Below are 22,051 nucleotides of genomic sequence, written 5' to 3' on the forward strand. Positions count from 1 at the left end.
AATAAGGAGCAAGGAAAAGCAGTAAGCTACCAGAAAGCTTACAAAATTTGCAGTGGTTCTGATGGAAAACAAGCAATTCTGACTATGTCACAACGTTTTACGTCAATGTCAGTGGGTGCTGACTGTCACTGGAGCTGCTCATTCTGAGGTAGAATAGTACCTGAAGCAGGCCAGACAATCGCTGGTTGCCATGTTTACATGGTGACGGGAGGAAGGTCCGGACTCCATAGAGCAGGGTGACGGCTAACGGCCGTACGTTGAAAGCCAAGGCGAAAGCTGAGGTATAAGGCGAGGAATAGGGCCACAGAGACGAGTCTTTGGGGACGTAGTAGGGCGCAAGCTCATGCTAAACCACAAAGGGTGAAACGCGGTAACCTCCACCCGGAGCAATTTCAAATAGGCACGCGTTGAGGCGGCTCGCGGAGCGTGCGGGTAGAAAGCTTGAGCGGCGGAGTAATCCGTCGCCTAGAGGAATGATTGTCATAGCAGAGGGTAGCAATACCTGATGCCGTAACAAAATCCGGCCTATCGGCCTGCTTCAATTTATTATTCCTTCGCTGGCTCGTGCGTATCTTTTTTATTTGCATCTTTTTTGCTATTCCCCTATTGCAATAAACATGGATGCAACAAGTCTGCAACAATCTGACGGTGTCAGGCATCCCAATTGCCTTCGTTGCCTCGTCACATCTTCATCTCTTCACTCTTTTTACATTGATGGTTTGTCTTTGCAGTTGTTTTGCATAATTGCAAAATAACTAATTTCATCTCTTGTTTCTCGCCAGCTTGTCGTCTTCATGTTACTGTAGATAAATAGAAGTAAGCCGCGTGAAAAATAAAAAATTATCTACGCAAAGAAAGACAATAAAGGCTGCTCACCGCGAAGCGATCGTAGTGCGATGCCATTTTGTTTAAAACATTTTCTTTCTTGTATGTAGATCGTGAACATATTTAAAAAAATCTGGTGTTAAACTTATATTGGTATCGTTGTAGTTTATTTTGCAGTACGTTTCCTGACATGTTTGGATATCGTTGGGAGCCTTTACACCATATACACATCATATTGCAGGCGCATGGAGACTCAAGGCATAAAAAAACAACGTGATGTGACCTTAACGGCATTTGTCATTTGCGTTTGCCTGATCGTCACAGCAATTGTGGCGCAGAGCTGGTGGTCGATCCGAGAAGATAAAAGTCTCACCCTTGCTGGTGCGCAACAACATAGCTATTTCACGGTCCGCATTCTGGAAGAGCATGCCAGCCGTGCGTTTAGCGAAGCGATAAGGTCACTGGATGTGACTGGCAATGATATCCGTGCACTCCCTACCGAAACCCCAACCTATGACGCTGATGTGCAGAAGATTTTTGCCAGCCGATATCAAGAATCTCAGTTTATTTATTCACTGTCATTTTTCGACAATAGTGGAGTCCAGCGCTTCTCAAGCCGACCTTTTCAGAATATAGCGAATGGACTTAAACCGTTAAGCCACATCGAGGGAATGCTAAAACGTCCCGCCTATGCTGATTTGGTGATTGGGACTTCTCGCAAAATAACCGAATCAGATCAATGGATTTTACCAATTGCGCGGCATATTTTCGATCAACAAGGACAGACAATAGGTATTTTAGAAGTTGATATTCGGTTGAGTTATTTTCAGGATTTTTACGAAATCGTTGCGCGCGGCAGTGCCGCTGGAATTTCTGTCCATGATCAGTACGGCAATATTCTCGCCAGAGCACCATTTGATCCTATTTTTCTCGAGCGACCTGTGATCCAGGCTGAACTGCTTTCTGCTTTTGCCAATGCGTCGAGCGAGGGCTCATTGGTTGGTGGATCGTTAATGAATGCCGGCGGTGAGTATCTCTACACTTATCGGAAAATTTCGGGTGCGCCGCTCACGCTCGTCTACGAGCGGAATATGGAAAATATCCTACTCGACTGGAATAAGCGTCTACAACAGCGGATGATGCTCACCTCATTGACGGTTGCATTCATTTTGATGCTGGCTGCTATCCTGATGTGGCAATTGAAACGTCTTCAGATTTCCAGAGCTAAGTTTATTGCCAGTGAAGACCGATATCGAATTCTCTTTACTGGTGCGCATGACGCGATGATGATTATCAACCGGGCATATCTGTATGTCGATTGTAATCATGCGGCTATAGCGCTGTTAGAGGTCAGTTCGGAAGCGGAGATTATCGGGAAGAAAGTGGGCGTGTTCTCTTCGCTGAATCAGTCAGTAGAAGGCTTCCAAGAAACGAACAAAGAAACGCTGATTTTTTCTTTGATCGATCTGGCATTTGGCGGAAAACCGCAATGTTTTGAATGGCAATTAGAAAAAAAAGGGTTGTCGTTTTATATCGAAGTATCATTAAGCCCTGTTGAGATAGATGGCGAGGTATTGCTGTTGTGTGTCGAACGCGATATCAATGCCCGCAAATATACCGAACGCCTGCTCGAGGGGCAAAACCGTTTATTGCAACTCATTGGCGCCAATGAAGAGCCGGTGTACATTCTCAATGCGGTCTGTGACTTTGTTCACGATATGCGCCCTTCCTGGTGTGTTGGCTTACAGCTTCTGGCTGACGACCAACGTACATTTACGCAAGGTGTGGGTCGGCAGTTTCCTCGGATTTTACTCACGCAACTGGAAAACATGCCCGTTACTCATGGCAACGGGATCTGGAGTGATGCTGTTTTAATTGCGTGTCCGGTACAGATTGATCGCTTGCAGCAGTCACCTTGCATGCAATTCGTTAATGGACTGGAAGAACTCTCCGAGTTTGTATCAAGCATGGCTTGGCCATTAATGGACAAACACGGCCAAGTCCTTGGTAGCTTCACGTTATTATTCCCTGATGTCCCTTGTATGACTGAAGAGGACATGGGACTCATTGGCATTATGATCGAGATAGCAACGATTGCGATTGAAGGACGTCGTTCAGAGAAGAAAATTCTACAACTCGCGCATTACGATGAATTGACTGGACTGCCGAATCGCTTTTTGTATAACCAGCATCTCGCTAAAGCCTTGTCTCTCGCAGAGCGTAACCGTACCCGACTCGCGGTTTTGTTCCTGGATCTCGACCGCTTTAAAAATATCAACGATACCTTTGGGCACGATGAGGGTGATAAGGTATTGCGTAGCGTTTCGCAGCGATTCCGCCAGACCTTGCGGGAATCCGATATTGTGGCGCGGGTTGGTGGGGATGAATTTATCTTGCTGATTGATCAGTTTAATGAGCCTCGTGACCTCGGCGATATTGCTGATAAATTACTCTTTGAAGCCTCGCAGCCTTTTGAAATATATGGTCAGGAATGCCAACTGAGCGCTAGTATAGGTATTGCCACTTTCCCGACTGATGGTAGGGATGCGCAGACGTTGTTGAAGAATGCGGATATTGCGATGTACCGAGCAAAAAACAAAGGGAAGGATAATTTCCAGTTTTATGCTTCTGAAATGAATACCCATACCGTCGAGCGCCTAGCTTTTGAGGCGCGTCTGCGAAAGGCATTGGAGCGACGCGAGTTCGTCGTCTATTATCAACCCAAAGTATCTGTCTCGACTGGGCTGATTGTCGGTGCTGAGGCGTTGGTGCGCTGGAATCATCCGGAGCGCGGTATCTTGTACCCGAACGACTTTATTATGCTGGCAGAGGAAGCTGGTTTGATTCCGCGCCTCGGTATGCTCGTCTTAGATGTCGCCTGTCGCGATGTGCTGAGTTTCCGCCAACTGGATCATCGCTTTGGGCGGATTGCGATTAATTTGTCAGGATCGCAGTTTAATGATCGCCAGTTGCTTGATGAAGTGAAGAGCGTGGTTGAGTTCTGGCGTGTGCCTGCTAACGCCATCGAGTTTGAAATTACCGAAAGCATGGTGATGCATAATCGAGAGCAGGCTATTATTTTGATGGATGGCTTCAAGGAGGCCGGTTTCAGCTTATCTATTGACGATTTCGGCACGGGATATTCTTCTCTTGCGTACCTGAAACGTTTTCCGGTCGATAGTGTGAAAGTTGATCGTTCATTCATTAAAGACATTCCAACTGACCCCAACGATACTGCAATCGTTCTGGCGATTGTCGCCATGGCTCATACGCTTGGGCTGAAAGTGATCGCTGAAGGCGTGGACGCTGAAACCCAATTGAATACCTTGCGTGACTTTAAGTGCGACGAGTACCAAGGCTTTTATTACAGCAAAGCGATTTCAGCGAAGGACTTCCAGTATTTGCTGCAAAAACAGGTCAACACAGAGAACGGTAACTAAATGAGGGCTGAAAACTTGGCCGCTATCTAGTTGGTACTCACTTGCCGTTGCCTTACTCATTTAGCGATCGCGCTGATATTCTTCGATGAGTGACTTTCTGTAGGACGCAAGTGTCGGCATCATGTTTCTATGATCGTCTAATTTCTTTTATTTCTCATTTTTCTTTGCAGATATTTTTGTTCACGTACAGACTTGTATGTGACAAGCTACTTTCAAAATATTTCGTAAGTTATTCATTTATTGGACTATTTCAAAAAACTGGTTTCGAAGTAATTACGCTAAGTCATTGACTTCATTAAAGAAATTCAAAAACTGCCATGTAATTTTACTTGACCACGCTCAAGTCATCCTCTAAAGTGGGAAACAGTGTGAAAAAGTGTATTTTTGTGGGAGAAATTCCCCAAAAAATGATTCTCTTCACCAGACTTCTCATATCAATCAAAGTCCAGGTCAAAGGTACAAGCGTGTTTCAGGGTCCATCCGCACTCAATCTCGATGCGAAAGGCAGAATGTCTATTCCTGCCCGTTATCGTGATGCCCTGAGCGAACAATATCAGGGGCGCGTTACGTTGACTCGTCACCCTGATGGGTGTCTTTTGCTATTTCCTCGTCCGACCTGGGAAGCACATCGTGAACAAATCGCTGCCTGGCCGATTCAGGCACGTGACTGGAAACGTATCTTTCTTGGCAATGCATTTGATGTGGACCTCGATAGCGCAGGTCGCATTTTATTGGCACCTGAACTGCGTAACGCCGTCGGTATCGAACGCGACATCATGATGCTGGGGATGGGAAGTCACTTTGAAATATGGGATGCCGCGCGTCTCGCCGAGAACGAAGCGAATGCCAAAGCTGCGGGCGCGCCTGACGTATTAAATAACTTTTCTTTCTGATCGCGAGAAATGACGAACCAAGCAGCGACAGAATTCACGCACAAGACAGTGCTTTTGCACGAGGCTGTGGACGCCCTGGATGTTCAAGGTGAACGTGCCAACGGCATCTACATTGACGGTACCTTTGGGCGCGGCGGCCACAGTCGCCTGATTTTGCAGCAATTGGGGCCGCAAGGACGCCTGATTGCGTTTGATAAAGATACACAGGCAATTGCCAGTGCATCACAGATTAACGATCCACGCTTTCATATTGTTCACGATAGCTTTGCCACGATGTCGGATGCGCTGCAAGAACTCGGTGTCACGCATGTGGACGGCATTTTGATGGATCTGGGTATTTCATCGCCACAAGTCGACGATGCGAGTCGCGGTTTTAGTTTTCGTGCTGACGGTCCCTTGGACATGCGCATGGATACGACACGCGGCATCTCGGCAGCCGAATGGTTGGCGAAAGAAGATGAAGAAAAAATTAGGGAGGTTATTAAAAATTATGGGGAAGAACGGTTTGCTTTTCAGATTGCAAAGGCGATTGTTGCTCGCCGGCAGACGGATGCCATTACTGGAACCCGACAGCTTGCAGAACTCGTCGCACACGCCGTCAAAACTCGCGAGAAGGGCAAGGACCCGGCAACTCGCACCTTTCAGGCTATACGGATTTTCGTCAATAAAGAGCTTGAAGATCTCGAGATAGGTCTGGAATCAGCTTTCTCGGCATTAGCACCTTTTGGGCGAATGTCGGTGATCAGTTTCCATTCGTTGGAAGACCGCATCGTCAAACAATTTTTTGCTTCTAAAGTCAAGGTTGAACAGCCTGATCGTCGTTTGCCAATTCGGTATCTCGATTTACCGCAGCCTCAGATGCGTTTACTTAACCGGATTAAGCCTTCAGAGGCTGAAGTGACGGAAAATCCTCGCTCGCGATCAGCCATTCTGCGCGTGTCAGAGCGTTTGCCGGAGGGTAAAACATGACGACCCGCTTCAATATTGTATTGGCTATCATGCTTATTGGCTGTGCTTTGTCGCTCATTAATGCGCAGTATCAAGCGCGTCATTTATTTATTGAGCTCGAGAGTGAGCAAAGTCTTAGCAAACAATATGAATTGCAGTGGACGCAACTAAAACTCGATCAATCGACTTACGGCAAACACGCGCGTATCGAAGAAACAGCGACGCGCAATCTTAATATGGTCGTTGTCACGCCAGAGCGTACCCAGTATTTGAAAGCTGAGGAGCTAAAATGAGTCGTGTCGGGAACAGCACGCGCACAGCAGCATCGCGTGGCGTGTCATTTTCATCTAACCCCGTGTTAGATGTAAAATTGCCAACGTGGCGTTCCCGCCTCGTGTTATTCCTTTTATTTGGTGCTTTTCTGGCGTTGATTGTGCGCGCGTTGTGGTTGCAGGGAATTACGACTGAATTTTTACAAAAACAAGGAGCCAGCCGCTACGCCCGTACCTTAGAGTTGCCAGCAACCCGTGGCAAAATTACCGACAGAAACGGCGAAGTGTTGGCGTCATCCGTGCCAGTCAAGGCGATCTGGGCGATTCCCGAAGACGTCCTCAGTGCTCCACCAGAAAAAATCCGGCAGTTAGCCCAGTTGCTGGATATGACTGAGGCAGACTTGCGCAAAAAGCTCAATTCCGATCGTCAGTTTGTATATCTGAAGCGTCAGGTGGAAGCTGAGGTATCAGAAAAGATTCAGGCACTGGGCATTCCAGGGATCGATACGCGCAAAGAATATAAGCGATTTTACCCAGAGGGTGAAATCATGGCGCATGTCGTTGGTTTTACCAACGTCGAAGATGTCGGACAGGAAGGGATTGAGTTAGCTTCCGAAAAAGAGTTAGCCGGAAAACTGGGCAGCCGCCGTGTTATTAAAGATCGTCTGGGACACATTGTTGAGGATATCCGCGCCATCCGCGAACCGCATGATGGGCATGAACTGAACCTATCAATCGATAGCAAAATCCAATACATTGCATTTACGCATCTGAAAGATGCCGTTGAGAAGCACAAGGCAAAAGCGGGTGCCGCCGTGGTGCTCGATGTCAAGACGGGGGAAGTACTCGCATTGGTTAATTTGCCAGCGTATAACCCCAATGATCGTTCGGTACTGACGGGTGCGCAATTACGAAACCGTGTCTTGACTGATACTTTTGAGCCTGGCTCAACACTGAAACCATTTACTGTCGCGCTGGCACTCGATAAAGGGCGCGTTACACCAGAAACCGTGTTTCAGACGGCACCTGGACACATGACCATCGGTACAGCGACGATTCATGACGCGCATAAAATGGATGCGCTGACAGTCGCACAAGTGATTCAGAAATCATCGAACATTGGTACTGCAAAAATCTCCTTTACCATGCAGCCGCAAGAGATGTGGGAGATGTTTACAAGCGTCGGTTTTGGTCAGCAACCTAAGTTTGGTTTTCCAGGTGCTGTCGCGGGGCGTTTGCGCAGTTATAAAAACTGGCGACCTATTGAGCAGGCTACCATGAGCTATGGTCATGGTATTTCAGTGTCGTTGATTCAAATTGCTCGCGCTTATATGATTTTTGCCCGTGACGGCGATATGATCCCGCTGACTTTTCAGAAATCAGTCGAAGCACCGAAGGGCCAACGTGTTATTGCGCAAAAAACCGTCATGGAAATGCGCAGTATGATGGAATCAGTAACTCTGCCCGGCGGCACCGCCACCCAAGCGCGTGTGCCTGGATATCGCGTTGCAGGTAAAACCGGTACGGCACATAAAATTGAAGGCGGTCGCTACGTGAATAAATACGTCGGCGATTTTGTCGGCTTTGCGCCAGTCTCCAATCCACGCGTGATCGTCGCAGTGATGATTGATGAGCCTAGTGCCGGTGGTTATTACGGCGGCACCGTTGCTGCGCCTGTGTTCTCGGCGATTACCGCAAACGTCTTACGTTCAATGAATGTTCCTCCTGACTCGTCCATTACGACGATTGTTCCTGATAACAGCGTTCAGGAGAGCATGTAATGACAACAAATAACTTATCAATGAATGACATCATCAACTGGCTCAGACAAGTCGCACCAAAGGCGCAACTGAGCTCCAATACCAGAACTATCGCAGAAGGCGATATCTTTTTTGCCGTCCGTGCTCATCACGGCGACGGGCGTCAATATATCCGTGATGCTATCGCCAAAGGCACTGTCGCTGTTGTCTATGAAGCCAACGATTACGTATGGGATGAGACAATCACAACGCCACATTTGGCGGTTGCCGATTTACAAAAGCAATTAGGCGCCATTGCCAGTGCTTGGTATAACGTTCCTGATGCGGCGATGTACAGCATTGCCGTTACTGGCACCAATGGCAAAACCTCTTGCACGCAATGGCTAGCAAAAGCACTGTCCTTGAATAAGTGTGACACTGCCGTAGTAGGTACGTTAGGTGTTGGGCTTTATAAAAATGGTCTTCTTGGGCAGTTAGCCGAAACCGGATTTACCACTCCCGATCCGATTAGCTTGCAACGTGGTCTGGCAGCAATGCGAGATGACGGTGCACAAGCGCTGGCAATTGAAGCTTCCTCGATCGGTCTGGAACAAGGCCGTTTGCTCGGCTTACATATCGATGTCGCTTTACTGACCAATCTGACCCGGGATCATCTCGATTACCACGGTGATATGGCGCATTACGCCGAGGCGAAAAGTGCCCTGTTTGACTGGCCAGGACTTGGTACTGCAGTTCTTAATCTTGACGATCCTTTTGGCGAACAACTGCTGGGCAAGCTTCGTCAAACATATCCTGCGTTAACAGTCATCGGCTACAGCCTTGAGAAGCGTGAAGGTGACGACATTCCCTTGCTGTCAGCATCCAATCTGAAGACCTCACATACGGGTACTAGCTTCCATCTGGAATCACCCTATGGTAGTGGTCTGGTTAAAACGCAGTTGATTGGACAATTTAATATCAGCAATATTCTCGGTGTACTGGCAGTTCTTTTTGCCAAGGGCTTGAATTTTGCAAAAGCAGTCGCGACGATTGAAAAACTATTGCCTGTTCCTGGGCGCATGCAACTTCTCGGTACCGCTGGGCACGTGATGGTTGTGATCGACTACGCGCATACGCCTGACGCCCTAGAAAAAACAATCGGTGCATTGCGTCATGTTGCACAAGAACGCCATGGCGAATTGTGGTGTGTGTTTGGCTGTGGCGGTGATCGCGATCCGGGCAAACGTCCGCAAATGGGCAAGATCGCTGAGAGCGCAGATCACGTTGTTGTTACCAGTGACAACCCGCGTAGCGAGAATCCGGCCATCATTATTCAGAACATTGTTGCAGGCATGAGCGTGCCACCGCATGTTGTCGAAGACCGCGCTAACGCTATCCTTTATGCAATCAAACACGCAGGCAATCAGGACGTGGTTCTGTTAGCAGGAAAAGGACATGAAACTTATCAGGATATTCTTGGTAAAAAATGGCCGTTTTCTGATGAAGAGCATGCAGCACTGGCACTCGCTACCGTCGCAACTAGCGGTAATATGAAGAGAGGTAGCTGATGGAATTCACTTTTAAACAACTGGCTTCCTCGCTGAGCAACGCGTCAATGACCGCAGATGCGCGCATCACTGGTTTATCAACGGACAGCCGGAAAATCAAAGCAGGCGATGTCTTCGTTGCTTTGCGCGGTGAACAATTTGATGCCCATGATTTTTTGCCGCAAATAGCTACAACCGGTGCTGTTGCTGTGATTGCAGAACAGCTGCCGGCAGATTTTCCGTTGCCAGCTTTGCTTGTTCCAGACACCAGACTTGCTTTGGCTGAAGTCGGTCGTTTCTGGCGGCAACAGTTTTCACTACCCGTGATTGGTGTTACTGGCAGTAATGGTAAAACGACAGTCAAAGAAATGATTGCCACGATTTTAGCTACAGCGTTTGGTGAGACGCAGCGTTTATCAACTAAAGGTAATCTGAACAATGAAATCGGTGTCCCTCTGACTATTCTCGAGTTGACTCCATTGCATCGGGCTGCCGTTATCGAAATGGGAATGAATCATCCTGGCGAGATTGCCTTGTTGGCGTCCGTTGCATTGCCGACTGTTGCTCTGGTCAATAACGCCCAGCGAGAACACCAAGAATTTATGCAGACAGTTCGCGCTGTTGCAGAAGAAAATGGTACCGCAATCAAAGCACTGCCTGAGAACGGTGTCGCGGTATTCCCTCACGATGATGAATACAGTGCACTCTGGCGCAGTTATGCCAGTGAACAAGGGCATCGCACTGTACTCAGCTTTGGATTGACAGCGGATGCCGATGTTTCTGGTACTTACACTGTAAGCGTGTTTGGCAGCGATATAACGATGCGTCTAGCCGGTAAAGAATCATTGATTCACTTACAAGCCGCAGGTCAGCACAATGTCTTAAACGCACTAGCCGCCGCAGCGTGCTGTCATGCGATTGGTATTGCTGACGACGTTATTGTTCGTGGACTGGAAAATTTCCATCCGGTTTCCAGGCGCCTGCAACGTAAAGAAGCCGCTTGTGGAGCGACCGTGATTGACGATACTTACAATGCCAATCCTGACTCTGTCCGTGCAGCCATTGATGTGTTAAAACAATTAGGTGGCGATACGATACTGATTCTTGGTGATATGGGGGAGGTCGGTGAAAACGGTGCCGAGTTCCATCACGAAATTGGTGCCTACGCGCTGGCGTCCGGTCTTTCAGGGTTGTATTTGCTGGGTGATCAGGTCAGTCATAGTGCCACAGGTTTTGGTGCAGGCGCCGCATACTTTAACGATATCGCAGCACTCGTCTCCGCGCTCGATGCCCGTGTTAACAGTGACAGCAAGGTATTGGTCAAGGGGTCGCGATTTATGAAAATGGAGCGCGTCGTCGCCCATCTGCTTGGTGCAGAACAATCTTTACAACAAAAAAAAATAGGAACTCACTAGCATGTTGCTCTGGTTAGCAGAATTTTTTAAACAGGATCTGGGGCTGCTGCGCGTCTTTGGTTTTATTACATTCCGTGCAGTGTTTGCAACCATGACTGCGCTGGCAATCGGTATTTTTTCCGGTCCGGCGGTGATCCGTATGCTGACACGTCTGAAAGTTGGTCAGGCAGTACGCGCCTATGGTATGGAAACACATCTCGTCAAATCGGGCACGCCAACCATGGGTGGTGCTTTGATTTTGATATCGATCGCGATCTCGACGTTGTTGTGGGCAGATTTAAGCAATCGTTTCATTTGGGTTGTTATGATCGTCACCTTTGGTTATGGTGCGATCGGTTGGGTTGATGATTATCGGAAGGTCGTTAATAAAGATCCTGAAGGTATGCGCTCCCGAGAAAAATATATGTGGCAGTCCATCATTGGATTGATCGCTGCTTTTTATCTGGCGTTTTCCGTTTCTGCTCCAAGCAGCTCGAAGATTCTCGATTTGTTATTTGCTTGGGTACAGTCGGGCTTCAATATGGACTTACCGCCCAAAGCCGATCTGATTGTGCCATTTTTTAAAACGATCAGTTATCCGCTTGGCGTCTGGGGCTTTATCGCTCTGACATATTGCGTCATCGTTGGTACCAGTAACGCGGTTAATTTTACTGATGGTTTGGATGGGCTTGCGATAATGCCGATCATCATGGTTGGTTCAACACTAGGCATTTTTGCCTACCTCACAGGTAACGTGGTCTATGCAAAGTATCTGTTAATTCCACATATTCCAGGGGCAGGTGAATTGCTGATTTTCTGTGGCGCGATGGCTGGTGCAGGGCTCGCTTTTTTATGGTTCAACGCGCATCCGGCACAAGTATTTATGGGAGACGTTGGCGCGCTCGCACTGGGAGGTGCGTTAGGTACGATTGCAGTCATTATTCGTCAGGAAATCGTCCTGTTCATCATGGGTGGCATTTTTGTTGCAGAGACCGTGTCTATTATTTTGCAAGTGGGTTATTTTAAATTCACCAAGAAGCGTTATGGCGAAGGACGCCGCTTATTCTTAATGGCGCCATTGCACCATCATTTCGAGAAAAAAGGCTGGAAAGAAACACAAGTTGTTGTTCGCTTTTGGATCATAACCATGCTGTTGGTGCTTGTTGGTCTGGCATCGCTAAAATTACGTTGATTCATTACGTTGATGCACTGTGTTGATCTGTTTGTTTGATTATTTTTTGATTGTCTGAACTGTTGCCTATGAATTTTTCTGGAAAACACGTATTGGTTTTAGGTCTCGGTGAGTCGGGCCTCGCAATGGCGCATTGGTTGCTGCGCGCTGGTGCGCAATTGCGTGTTGCTGATACGCGTGAGACGCCGGATCGCTTACCTGCATTGATGGCAATGGGTGGACAGATTGAATTTGTCGCGGGTCCTTTCAATGCTGAGTTATTGGACGGCGTAGACTACGTTGCATTGAGCCCTGGCTTGTCGCCGCTGCTGGAATTAAAAGAGATAGCGGCGGCTGCTAACGAGCGTCAGATTCCGTTATGGGGCGAAATCGAATTCTTTGCGCAAGCATTAGTCAGTTTGAAAGAAGAACGTGCTTATGCGCCGAAGGTGATTGCGATTACTGGCACCAATGGTAAAACGACAGTTACTAGTCTGGTTGGATTGTTGTGCGAACGTGCTGGCTTGCGCACCCGCGTTGCGGGCAACATCAGTCCTGCTGTTCTTGACGTGTTGCGTGATGATCTTGAGAAGGACGCTTTACCTGACGTTTGGGTTTTAGAGTTATCCAGTTTTCAACTGCACAGTACAGTAAGTCTGCAAGCGGATGTTGCAACGGTGCTCAACATTACGCAGGATCATCTGGATTGGCACGGCAGTGTTTCTGCGTATTGCGCGGATAAGGCAAAAATTTTTGCTGACAAAACGATTCAGGTATTAAATCGTGATGATGCTTTGGTGATGGCCATGGCCAAATCTCAGGCTCAGGTCGTAACTTTTGGTCTTGAAGAGCCAGAGATCATCGGCGATCTTGGTTTGTTGAATGAGCACGGCATGGGCTGGCTGGTGACGGCGACACCCGCTGAGGACGCGCCGGTTGTCACCAGTCGACGTAAGAAAAAAGATGCGGAAGAAATGCCATTGCTGATCACTCGGCTAATGCCGACTGACGCATTGCAAATCCGTGGGCAGCATAATGCAGCTAATGCGCTCGCTGCGTTAGCGTTATGTCGTGGGATCGGTCTCACCTTTGCCCCGCTATTACATGGTTTGCGCGAATATAAAGGTGAGCCACATCGCGTCGAGTTAATCAATACTATCGCGGCGGTGGACTATATTGATGATAGTAAAGGAACCAACGTTGGGGCAACGGTTGCTGCGTTGAAGGGACTTGGTCAGCAATCTGATTCACCAGAAAAACGGATTGTCCTGATCGCTGGTGGTGAAGGTAAGGGGCAAGATTTTTCACCTCTGGCCGATGCGGTAGAGCGCTACGCGAAAAAAGTCATTCTCATCGGGAAAGCCAGACCAGAAATTCGCTTGGCACTGGAGGTGACTCAGGTTGAATGCGAAGATGTGGATGATCTCGACCTAGCAGTTCAGGCTGCTGCCAATACGGCGCAGCCCGGTGATATTGTCTTGTTGTCGCCTGCTTGTGCCAGCCTTGATATGTTCCGTAACTATGCGCACAGAGCTGAGGTTTTTGTGAATGCGGTTCGTGAAGTCGCATTGGCCCGCGGGGAGATTTGCTGATGAAGCAAGTGCTGCGTCCATTTCAACGCTTTCTACCGTTTTCGGCCCCTGGTCCGCAAACGCAGTTAGTGCATCGTTCAAAAATGATGAACTATGACCAAGCGTTGGTATGGGTCACCATGATACTGATGTTATTCGGTATGGTCATGGTGTATTCAGCATCGATTTCATTACCAGATTCACCGAAGTATGCGAACTATACCAATAATCATTTTCTGGTACGTCAGTCGGTATTTATTTTGGTTTCTTTGGTCGCTGGAGCGTTTGCATTCAGAGTGCCGCTGGTGAGCTGGCAAAGAATTACGCCGTATATATTTGTGATTACGCTGATTTTGTTAGTCGCTGTATTGATTCCAGGCTTAGGTAAAGGGGTGAATGGCGCGAAGCGTTGGCTGTCTTTTAAAGTCTTTAACATTCAGCCTTCTGAATTTATGAAACTATTCATGGTGTTGTATGCAGCTGATTACACCGTGCGCAAACAAGAATACATGCATAAACTGACCAAGGGATTTGTGCCAATGTTAGTCGCAGTTGGCGTGGTCGGGTTGCTGCTATTGCTCGAGCCAGATCTGGGTGCATTTGGTGTGATCGTTTGTATTGCGATGGGCATTCTGTTTTTGGGGGGGATTAATGGTATCTGGTTTGGTGGTATTGCAGCCACCCTAGTTGGCATATTCTCACTCGTTATTGTTTTATCACCATGGCGGCGTGAGCGGATTTTTGCTTATATGAATCCGTGGCAGGAAGATAATGCCTTGGGTAAAGCATATCAGTTGTCTCACTCGTTGATCGCCTTTGGACGGGGTGAAATATTGGGCGTTGGCTTAGGGGCCAGTGTAGAAAAATTACATTATCTTCCTGAGGCACACACGGACTTTTTACTGGCCGTGATTGGTGAAGAGCTTGGATTTGTCGGTGTCCTTGTCGTGGTTTTATTATTTTACTGGATACTAAAAAGAGCATTTGAGATCGGCCGTCAGGCAATTGCACTTGATCAGACATTTGCTGGTCTCACGGCAAAAGGTATTGGTATCTGGATTGGTGTACAGGCGTTTATTAACATGGGTGTGAACCTTGGGCTGTTACCAACCAAAGGTTTGACGCTGCCATTGATGAGTTATGGCGGTTCAGGTGTCATGATTAATTGTGTAGGGTTAGCGATTTTGCTTAGAGTAGATTTTGAAAATAGGGTACTGATGCGCGGAGGTCGGGCATGAGTGCTAGAAAAAAACTAATGATTATGGCGGCAGGTACTGGGGGGCACATTTTTCCTGGGCTAGCGATTGCCGACATCATGCGCGAACGTGGCTGGGAAGTATCCTGGCTTGGGACAAGTACAGGCATGGAATGCCAGATCGTTCCTAAGCATGGCGTTCCGATGGATAGTCTCGAATTTACTGGACTGCGTGGAAAAGGCTGGAAACATACTGTCACTGGCGCGTTTAAATTGGTGAAAAGTTTTTTCAGCTGTTTAAAAATTATCAGTGCAAGGCAGCCCGACGTCGTATTAGGCATGGGCGGTTATGTCACGGTGCCAGGTGGATTGATGGCATCGTTGCGTGGCAAGCCATTGGTATTAATGAATGCAGATGCGGCATTGTTGTTATCCAATAAAGCGTTGCGCCCCTTTGCGAGTAAATTGTTGTTTGGACTGCCATCGGCAACTCATCCTGCTGATGCGAAATTACAGGTAACAGGGAACCCGATTCGTAAAGATATTTGCGAATTACCTGCACCAGAACTCCGTTATGTCGGACGTCAGGGCGCATTAAAAATTCTGATTGTTGGCGGTAGTTTAGGTGCCAGAGTCTTGAATGATTGTTTGCCGCAGGCATTAGCAATGATTCCGGCTGCGCAACGACCAGTAGTCACACATCAATCCGGTAAGCAGAATATTGAGGCATTGCGCGATAACTATGCAAAAGCGGGTGTAGACGCAGAAGTCCTGGATTTTATTGATGATATGCCACATCGATATGCAGAAGCTGATCTCGTGATTTGTCGTGCCGGTGCGATTACTGTTTCCGAATTGACGGCAGCCGGTGTGGCAAGTATTTTGGTTCCCTTTATGGCATCAAGTACATCGCACCAAAAAGAAAACGCCGTGTGGATGGAAAAACAAGGTGCAGCGATTTATTTGCCACAAGCGGAACTTAATCCAGCAAAGTTGGCAGCGCAATTGCAAGCGCTCAACAGAGAGCAATGTCTGACGATGGCAAAACATGCCTACGCCTCGGGGCAGCGTGACGCTAGCAAAAACATTGCAATAATTTTGGAAGCATTAGTATGAAACATAAAGTTAAACACATTCATTTTGTCGGTATCGGCGGCTCAGGCATGAGCGGTATCGCAGAAGTGTTACTCAATCTGGGATATACCATTTCTGGGTCTGACCTGAGCAGTAATACGGCGTCTCAGCGCTTGGCGCAGTTAGGCGCGGATGTGAAAATCGGCCATGCAGCGACGCACATCGACGGCGCTGATGCGGTCGTTACTTCGACTGCCGTGAAAGCCGATAACCCAGAAGTTATTGCCGCTAGAGAAAAACATATACCCATCGTGCCACGCGCTTTGATGTTGGCTGAATTAATGCGCTTAAAGAGCGGCATCGCGATTGCAGGTACGCACGGTAAAACGACGACAACTAGTCTGGTGGCAAGTATTCTGGCCCAAGGTGGTTTTGACCCAACCTTTGTCATCGGTGGTCGCTTGAACAGTGCTGGTGCCAATGCAAAATTAGGTAGCGGAGATTTTATCGTTGCTGAAGCCGATGAATCGGATGCCTCATTTTTGAATCTGTTGCCAGTCATCGAAGTGATTACCAACATTGATGCAGACCATATGGAAACCTACGGTCATGACTTTGGAAGGTTAAAACAGGCATTCGTCGAATTTACGCAACGATTACCATTTTACGGCGTTGCCGTTTTGTGTCTGGATGATGCGAATGTGCGCGAAATCATGCCAATGATTTCTAAACCGATTGTCACGTATGGTTTTCATGAGGAGGCAGAGGTGCGTGCAGTCAACGCTACTGCGTCCGGCGGTAAGATGCATTTCACGGTTGTTCAGGATGGGTATACTGATATGCAGGTGAGCCTGAATCAACCCGGTATGCACAATGTGCAAAATGCCTGCGCCGCCATTGCGATTGCACGTGAAGTGGGTGTTGCCGATGAAGCTACGCAGAAAGCCTTGAGTGAATTTAACGGCGTAGGTCGTCGCTTCACGCGTTACGGTGAAATAGCACTAGCTGCAGGCGGCAGCTTTGCGCTCGTTGACGATTATGGTCATCACCCAGTTGAAATGGCAGCCACACTTGCTGCTGCGCGTGGTGCTTATCCAGACCGTCGTTTGGTGTTGGCGTTCCAGCCACATCGTTATACAAGAACGCGGGATTTATTTGAAGACTTCGTCAAAGTGATCGCGACCGCTGATGCCGTGGTGCTAGCTGAAGTGTATGCCGCAGGTGAAGCACCAATACTGGCTGCGGATGGACGTGCACTGACACGCGCCCTCCGTGTCAGTGGGAAAGTGGAGCCAGTATTTGTGGAGAATATTCAGGAAATGCCGGACAGTCTGTTGCATGTTTTAAAAGACGGCGATGTATTGATCGTCATGGGAGCGGGTTCCATCAGTGCGGTGCCAGCAAAACTGGCGCAGGCAAAATAAAAAATTAACATCAGATCATCATGAGTGAATTGAATATTAAATCGTTAGGTAAAGTCGGTGTCTTGTTCGGTGGTCGTTCTGCGGAGCATGATATTTCTGTGATGTCCGGCACAGGCGTGTTAGCTGCTCTCAAGGCGCGTGGGGTAGATGCGCATCCTTTTGATCCGTCACAACGCAATGTTGCTGAACTGGCCGCTGAAAAATTTGATCGTGTATTTATTGCGCTGCATGGCCGTTATGGTGAAGATGGCACTTTGCAAGGGGTGTTGGAACAACTCAACATTCCTTACACAGGCAGCGGTGTAATGGCATCTGCGATTGCGATGGATAAAATTTTCACAAAACGTATTTGGCAGACGCATGGTTTAAGCACGCCCAAGTACGCCGTATTAACTCCAGAAACCTCTTTGCGCGAAGTTCCTGATGAATTAGGCTTACCCCTCATTATCAAGCCACCTCATGAAGGCTCGACGATTGGTATCACCAAAGTCAAAGGCTATTCCGAAATGCAGGATGCTTATGCATTGGCTGCGCAATTTGACGACGTTGTCCTTGCAGAAGAATTTGTTGAAGGCCGTGAGTTGACAATTGCCATTTTAGGTCGCGGGAAAGGTGCCTATGCGTTACCGATCATTGAAATCGTTGCACCTGATGGAAATTATGACTACCAGAACAAATATTTTACAGATGACACCAAGTATTTATGTCCGGCACCATTAGATAATGAGCTGACAGCAGAAATTCAACAGATGGCGGTCGATGCTTACCGCTCCCTGGATTGCGAAGGTTGGGCGCGGGTTGACGTCTTGTTGCGCAAATCTGATAACAAACCATTTTTGTTAGAAATCAATACATCGCCTGGAATGACCGGTCACTCTCTAGTGCCGATGGCAGCCAAGGCAACGGGTCTGAGTTATGAAGATATTTGTCTTGAAATTTTAAAAACAGCACGTCTGAAAATTCATACTGAAGCGAAATAAAGAGGATAAAACGGATGTGGCATGACGTCAAAATGATGAATAATATCGCCAATGCTTTATTTGGCTTGGTATTGCTCGTCCTGATTGCGTCTGGTGTCTGGTGGGTAATACAGCGACCGATGTTTACCTTATCGACGATTAAGGTAGTTGGTGTAACGCCGCAAGCCCTAAGACATGTGAATGTGGTGACTATCAAAAATTCTGCATTGCCGAAAATCCGTGGGAACTTCTTCACCGCCAATCTTGACGCTGTGCGCGGTGCTTTTGAAAGCGTGCCATGGGTACGTAAGGCGAGTGTGCAAAGAGAATGGCCAAATAAACTGACCGTTACTCTGGATGAGCATGTTGCTTTAGGAACCTGGGGTGATGATGGGCGCCTGATCTCGGTAGCGGGAGACGTTTTTACCGCCAATTTGGCTGAGGCAGAGGACGATACTGATCTGATTGCGTTCAGTGGACCAGATGGTAGTGAAAAAGAAGTGTTGACGCAGTATCTGGCATTTAAAGAGTGGTTTGGCAGAGTTAATTTGACCCCAGACTCGGTGACATACTCGCCTCGGTACGCATGGAGCGTCAATCTGAATAATGGGATGCGGGTTGAGTTGGGACGGATTCAGGATGGTTCGACGCTGAAGTCGCAGGTAGACAAGTTAATGATGATTTATCCAAAACTGGTCGCCAATGCACAAGATAGTATTGAAAGTGTAGATATGCGTTATCCGAATGGGTTGGCCATGAGATATGCCCATCCTCAGGGATCGAAAAAGCAAACAAAGGCAATTGGAAAGACATGACAAAAGACGCAAAAAATCTGATCGTTGGTCTCGATATCGGTACATCTAAAATTGTGGCGGTAGTCGCTGAAGTCATGCCTGATGGCAGACATGAAGTGATCGGTTTGGGACAGCATGAATCGAAAGGTTTGAAAAAGGGTGTTGTCGTCAACATCGAAGCGACGGTTGAGTCCATTCAGCGCGCATTAGAAGAAGCAGAACTCATGGCCGATTGCAAAATCAGTCGCGTCTATACGGGCATTGCAGGTAGTCATATACGCAGCTTTAATTCAAGCGGCATGGTGGCTATCAAAGATAAAGAAGTCACCGCAGCCGACGTCTCGCGCGTGATCGAAACGGCCAAAGCGGTCAATATTCCTACTGATCAGCAGTTGTTGCACACCTTGCCGCAAGAATTTATTGTGGATAACCAGGATGATGTTCGTGAGCCAATCGGAATGAGTGGCATTCGACTGGAAGTAAAAGTTCACATCGTCACGGGTGCGGTTTCAGCAGTTCAAAATATTGTGAAATGTGTCCGTCGCTGTGGCCTGGAAGTATCTGACCTGATTTTACAGCCGATGGCTTCCGCTGAAGCCGTGCTGACCCGTGATGAAAAAGAATTAGGCGTGGTACTGATTGATATCGGTGGCGGAACAACCGATGTGGCAGTGTTTAGTGAAGGTGCAATTCGCCATACTGCGGTCATTCCTATTGCCGGCGATCAGATTACTAACGACATTGCCATGGCGTTGCGCACGCCAACGTCTGAAGCGGAAGAAATTAAAGTACGGTTTGGTGTTGCTAAACAAGTGTTGGCAGATCCAGCGGATACCTTGGAAGTTCCCGGTTTAGGCGACCGCGGCCCACGTTCGTTGTCACGTCAGGCGCTGGCTGCGGTAATTGAGCCGCGCGTTGAAGAATTGTTTGCGTTGGTTCATCAGGTTGTGCGCGAGTCAGGCTATGAGGATGTACTGTCCTCCGGCATCGTCTTGACGGGGGGATCGTCAGCGATGCCGGGGATGGTTGAAATGGCTGAAGATATCTTTTTGAAGCCGACCAGATTGGGTATGCCTGCGTACAGCGGGCAACTAGCAGATGTTGTTCGTAGTCCTCGTTATGCGACAGTTTTGGGGTTGTTGTTGGAAGCAAAGAAGCAGTACTTGCGTGGAAATCTGGTCACAAGGCAGGAAGGTTCTGCAAAAGCGGCCTGGCAACGCATGAAAGAGTGGTTTTTGGGGAATTTTTAGTCAGCTTTTTGTATCACAAATGGTATAGTCATTTTATAATGGATTGATATACAGTTATTAGTCGCTAGGCGTCTCATCGGGTGATGATTAGCGACTGATAACTGCCTACCTGGAGGAGTCATGATGGAGTTCGATATGGTTGATAACGCCACACAAGGCACCGTAATTAAGGTTGTCGGCGTAGGTGGTGCAGGCGGCAATGCGGTTCAGCATATGATCAACAAAGGTGTTTCTGGCGTTGAGTTCATTGCTGCCAATACGGATGCACAAGCATTGTTGCAATCTAAAGCGCATAACGTTATTCAAATCGGCGAAACCGGTTTGGGTGCTGGGATGAAGCCAGAAGTTGGTCGCAAGCTGGCTGAAGATTCCCGTGCACGCATCGAAGATGCATTGCGTGGTGCACATATGGTGTTCATCGCTGCCGGTATGGGCGGTGGAACAGGCACGGGTGCTGCACCGGTAGTTGCTCAGGTAGCTAAAGAACTGGGCGCGCTGACGGTTGCTGTCGTTTCTAAGCCTTTTTCTTACGAAGGTAAGAAATGCATGGACATCGCTGACGAAGGTCTGGACGCCTTGTCACAACACGTTGATTCTCTGATCATTATCCTCAATGAAAAACTGGAAGAGATCTACGAAGACGACAGCATGATCGAATGGCTGCAACACGCTGATGATGTGCTCAACAACGCCGTTGCCGGTATTGCTGAAATCATCAATGTGCCTGGTCATATTAACGTTGACTTTAACGACGTTAAAACCATTATGGGCGAACAAGGTAAAGCAATGATGGGTACAGCGACTGCTTCTGGCGTCGACCGTGCACGTCTGGCTGCTGAACAAGCGGTTGCTTCTCCACTTTTAGATGGTATCGACCTGTCAGGTGCTCGCGGTGTATTGGTCAACGTCACTGCTAGCCGCAGTCTTAAAGGTAAAGAAATCAAGGAAGTCATGGCAGCTGTTCGCGCTTTCGCTGCACCTGATGCCTCGATCGCACAAGGTATTGCTTACGATGACACGATGGGCGACGACATCCGTGTCACTGTCGTAGCGACAGGTCTAGGCCGTGGTAAAAAGAATATTCAGTTAGTACAAACGCCAATGCTACGTACTGGTACCAATAACGAACCAATGATGGCTGCCGCCAGTATGGCGACAACGACTGTATCTAATGGTATGGCAAGCGCAGCGCCAGCTTTTGATGGTTTGAGCAAACCAGCTGTATGGCGTCGTGAGTCTGCCTCAGACACAGTGCGTGCATTAGAAAAAAATGGTATGGAAACATACGACATTCCTGCGTTCTTACGTAAGCAAGCTGACTAATTTACTTGCATCCAGGTTTCTCAGTGGTTTTGCTATGTAAAAGTGCGCAAAGGCGCTGAGACAAGTAAAGAGGTTTGAACAGCACGAAAAAAAACCGCATCATCGATGAACTGCACCCCAAAAGTTGGACACCCGTCCTAACTTTTGGGGTGTTTTCATGAGTAAATACACAAAGCAATTCAAACTGGCCGTTGTTAAACGGTATCAAGAAGGTTCAGCGGGTTATCAAGCC

General features: G+C 48.0%; 16 protein-coding genes and 1 other RNA gene. All 17 read left to right on the forward strand.

What is annotated here, in order from left to right; translation table 11 throughout:
* The first annotated feature begins 162 nt into the window (after positions 1 to 162).
* The 17 genes from rnpB (at position 163) to ftsZ (ending at position 21,819) form a co-directional block, all read left to right on the forward strand.
* An RNA gene (gene rnpB / locus ACO0KV_RS12810) (RNase P RNA component class A) lies at positions 163 to 544 on the forward strand.
* Between the two features lie 526 nt (positions 545 to 1,070).
* Complete coding sequence (locus tag ACO0KV_RS12815) at positions 1,071 to 4,265, forward strand: EAL domain-containing protein (RefSeq protein WP_423042921.1); 3,195 nt, start codon at positions 1,071 to 1,073, stop codon at positions 4,263 to 4,265.
* 464 nt (positions 4,266 to 4,729) lie between these two features.
* Complete coding sequence (gene mraZ, locus ACO0KV_RS12820; RefSeq protein WP_423042935.1) at positions 4,730 to 5,158, forward strand: division/cell wall cluster transcriptional repressor MraZ; 429 nt, start codon at positions 4,730 to 4,732, stop codon at positions 5,156 to 5,158.
* A gap of 9 nt (positions 5,159 to 5,167) precedes the next feature.
* The gene (rsmH, locus tag ACO0KV_RS12825) at positions 5,168 to 6,127 is read left to right on the forward strand and encodes a 16S rRNA (cytosine(1402)-N(4))-methyltransferase RsmH (RefSeq protein WP_423042922.1); all 960 of its coding nucleotides are present in this window, start codon (positions 5,168 to 5,170) and stop codon (positions 6,125 to 6,127) included.
* Complete coding sequence (gene ftsL / locus ACO0KV_RS12830) at positions 6,124 to 6,399, forward strand: cell division protein FtsL (protein WP_423042923.1); 276 nt, start codon at positions 6,124 to 6,126, stop codon at positions 6,397 to 6,399. The genes rsmH and ftsL overlap by 4 nt, the downstream gene beginning before the upstream one ends.
* Positions 6,396 to 8,159, forward strand: coding sequence for a peptidoglycan D,D-transpeptidase FtsI family protein (locus ACO0KV_RS12835; RefSeq protein ID WP_423042924.1), 1,764 nt, complete (start codon positions 6,396 to 6,398; stop codon positions 8,157 to 8,159). Before ftsL ends, ACO0KV_RS12835 begins: the two co-directional genes overlap by 4 nt.
* Positions 8,159 to 9,685 (forward strand): UDP-N-acetylmuramoyl-L-alanyl-D-glutamate--2,6-diaminopimelate ligase, encoded by a 1,527-nt coding sequence (locus tag ACO0KV_RS12840; protein WP_423042925.1) that lies wholly within the window; start codon positions 8,159 to 8,161, stop codon positions 9,683 to 9,685. Before ACO0KV_RS12835 ends, ACO0KV_RS12840 begins: the two co-directional genes overlap by 1 nt.
* Positions 9,685 to 11,079 carry a UDP-N-acetylmuramoyl-tripeptide--D-alanyl-D-alanine ligase gene (locus ACO0KV_RS12845; RefSeq protein WP_423042926.1) on the forward strand — a complete coding sequence of 465 codons (1,395 nt, stop codon included), beginning with the start codon at positions 9,685 to 9,687 and terminating at the stop codon, positions 11,077 to 11,079. Before ACO0KV_RS12840 ends, ACO0KV_RS12845 begins: the two co-directional genes overlap by 1 nt.
* 1 nt (position 11,080) lies before the next feature.
* Positions 11,081 to 12,250, forward strand: coding sequence for a phospho-N-acetylmuramoyl-pentapeptide-transferase (gene mraY, locus ACO0KV_RS12850; RefSeq protein WP_423042927.1), 1,170 nt, complete (start codon positions 11,081 to 11,083; stop codon positions 12,248 to 12,250).
* A 68-nt stretch (positions 12,251 to 12,318) separates the two neighbouring features.
* Entirely contained in the window at positions 12,319 to 13,821 is a 1,503-nt protein-coding gene (gene murD, locus ACO0KV_RS12855) for a UDP-N-acetylmuramoyl-L-alanine--D-glutamate ligase (protein WP_423042928.1), read from the forward strand.
* Positions 13,822 to 13,904: 83 nt separating this feature from the next.
* Complete coding sequence (gene ftsW / locus ACO0KV_RS12860; protein WP_423042936.1) at positions 13,905 to 15,038, forward strand: putative lipid II flippase FtsW; 1,134 nt, start codon at positions 13,905 to 13,907, stop codon at positions 15,036 to 15,038.
* Positions 15,035 to 16,111 (forward strand): undecaprenyldiphospho-muramoylpentapeptide beta-N-acetylglucosaminyltransferase, encoded by a 1,077-nt coding sequence (gene murG / locus ACO0KV_RS12865; protein WP_423042929.1) that lies wholly within the window; start codon positions 15,035 to 15,037, stop codon positions 16,109 to 16,111. The genes ftsW and murG overlap by 4 nt, the downstream gene beginning before the upstream one ends.
* Entirely contained in the window at positions 16,108 to 17,493 is a 1,386-nt protein-coding gene (gene murC / locus ACO0KV_RS12870) for a UDP-N-acetylmuramate--L-alanine ligase (RefSeq protein ID WP_423042930.1), read from the forward strand. Before murG ends, murC begins: the two co-directional genes overlap by 4 nt.
* A gap of 17 nt (positions 17,494 to 17,510) precedes the next feature.
* On the forward strand, positions 17,511 to 18,473 hold the full coding sequence (locus ACO0KV_RS12875; RefSeq protein WP_423042937.1) for a D-alanine--D-alanine ligase: 963 nt from the start codon (positions 17,511 to 17,513) through the stop codon (positions 18,471 to 18,473).
* 14 nt (positions 18,474 to 18,487) lie between these two features.
* Positions 18,488 to 19,267 (forward strand): cell division protein FtsQ/DivIB, encoded by a 780-nt coding sequence (locus tag ACO0KV_RS12880; protein WP_423042931.1) that lies wholly within the window; start codon positions 18,488 to 18,490, stop codon positions 19,265 to 19,267.
* Positions 19,264 to 20,496: a cell division protein FtsA gene (gene ftsA / locus ACO0KV_RS12885; protein WP_423042932.1), complete on the forward strand. Its 1,233-nt coding sequence runs from the start codon at positions 19,264 to 19,266 to the stop codon at positions 20,494 to 20,496. The genes ACO0KV_RS12880 and ftsA overlap by 4 nt, the downstream gene beginning before the upstream one ends.
* 123 nt (positions 20,497 to 20,619) lie before the next feature.
* Entirely contained in the window at positions 20,620 to 21,819 is a 1,200-nt protein-coding gene (ftsZ, locus tag ACO0KV_RS12890; protein ID WP_423042938.1) for a cell division protein FtsZ, read from the forward strand.
* The last annotated feature ends 232 nt before the right edge of the window (positions 21,820 to 22,051 follow it).

It is taken from the genome of Undibacterium sp. RuRC25W, assembly GCF_049339825.1.
In the GTDB taxonomy this organism is placed as follows: Bacteria; Pseudomonadota; Gammaproteobacteria; order Burkholderiales; family Burkholderiaceae_D; genus Undibacterium.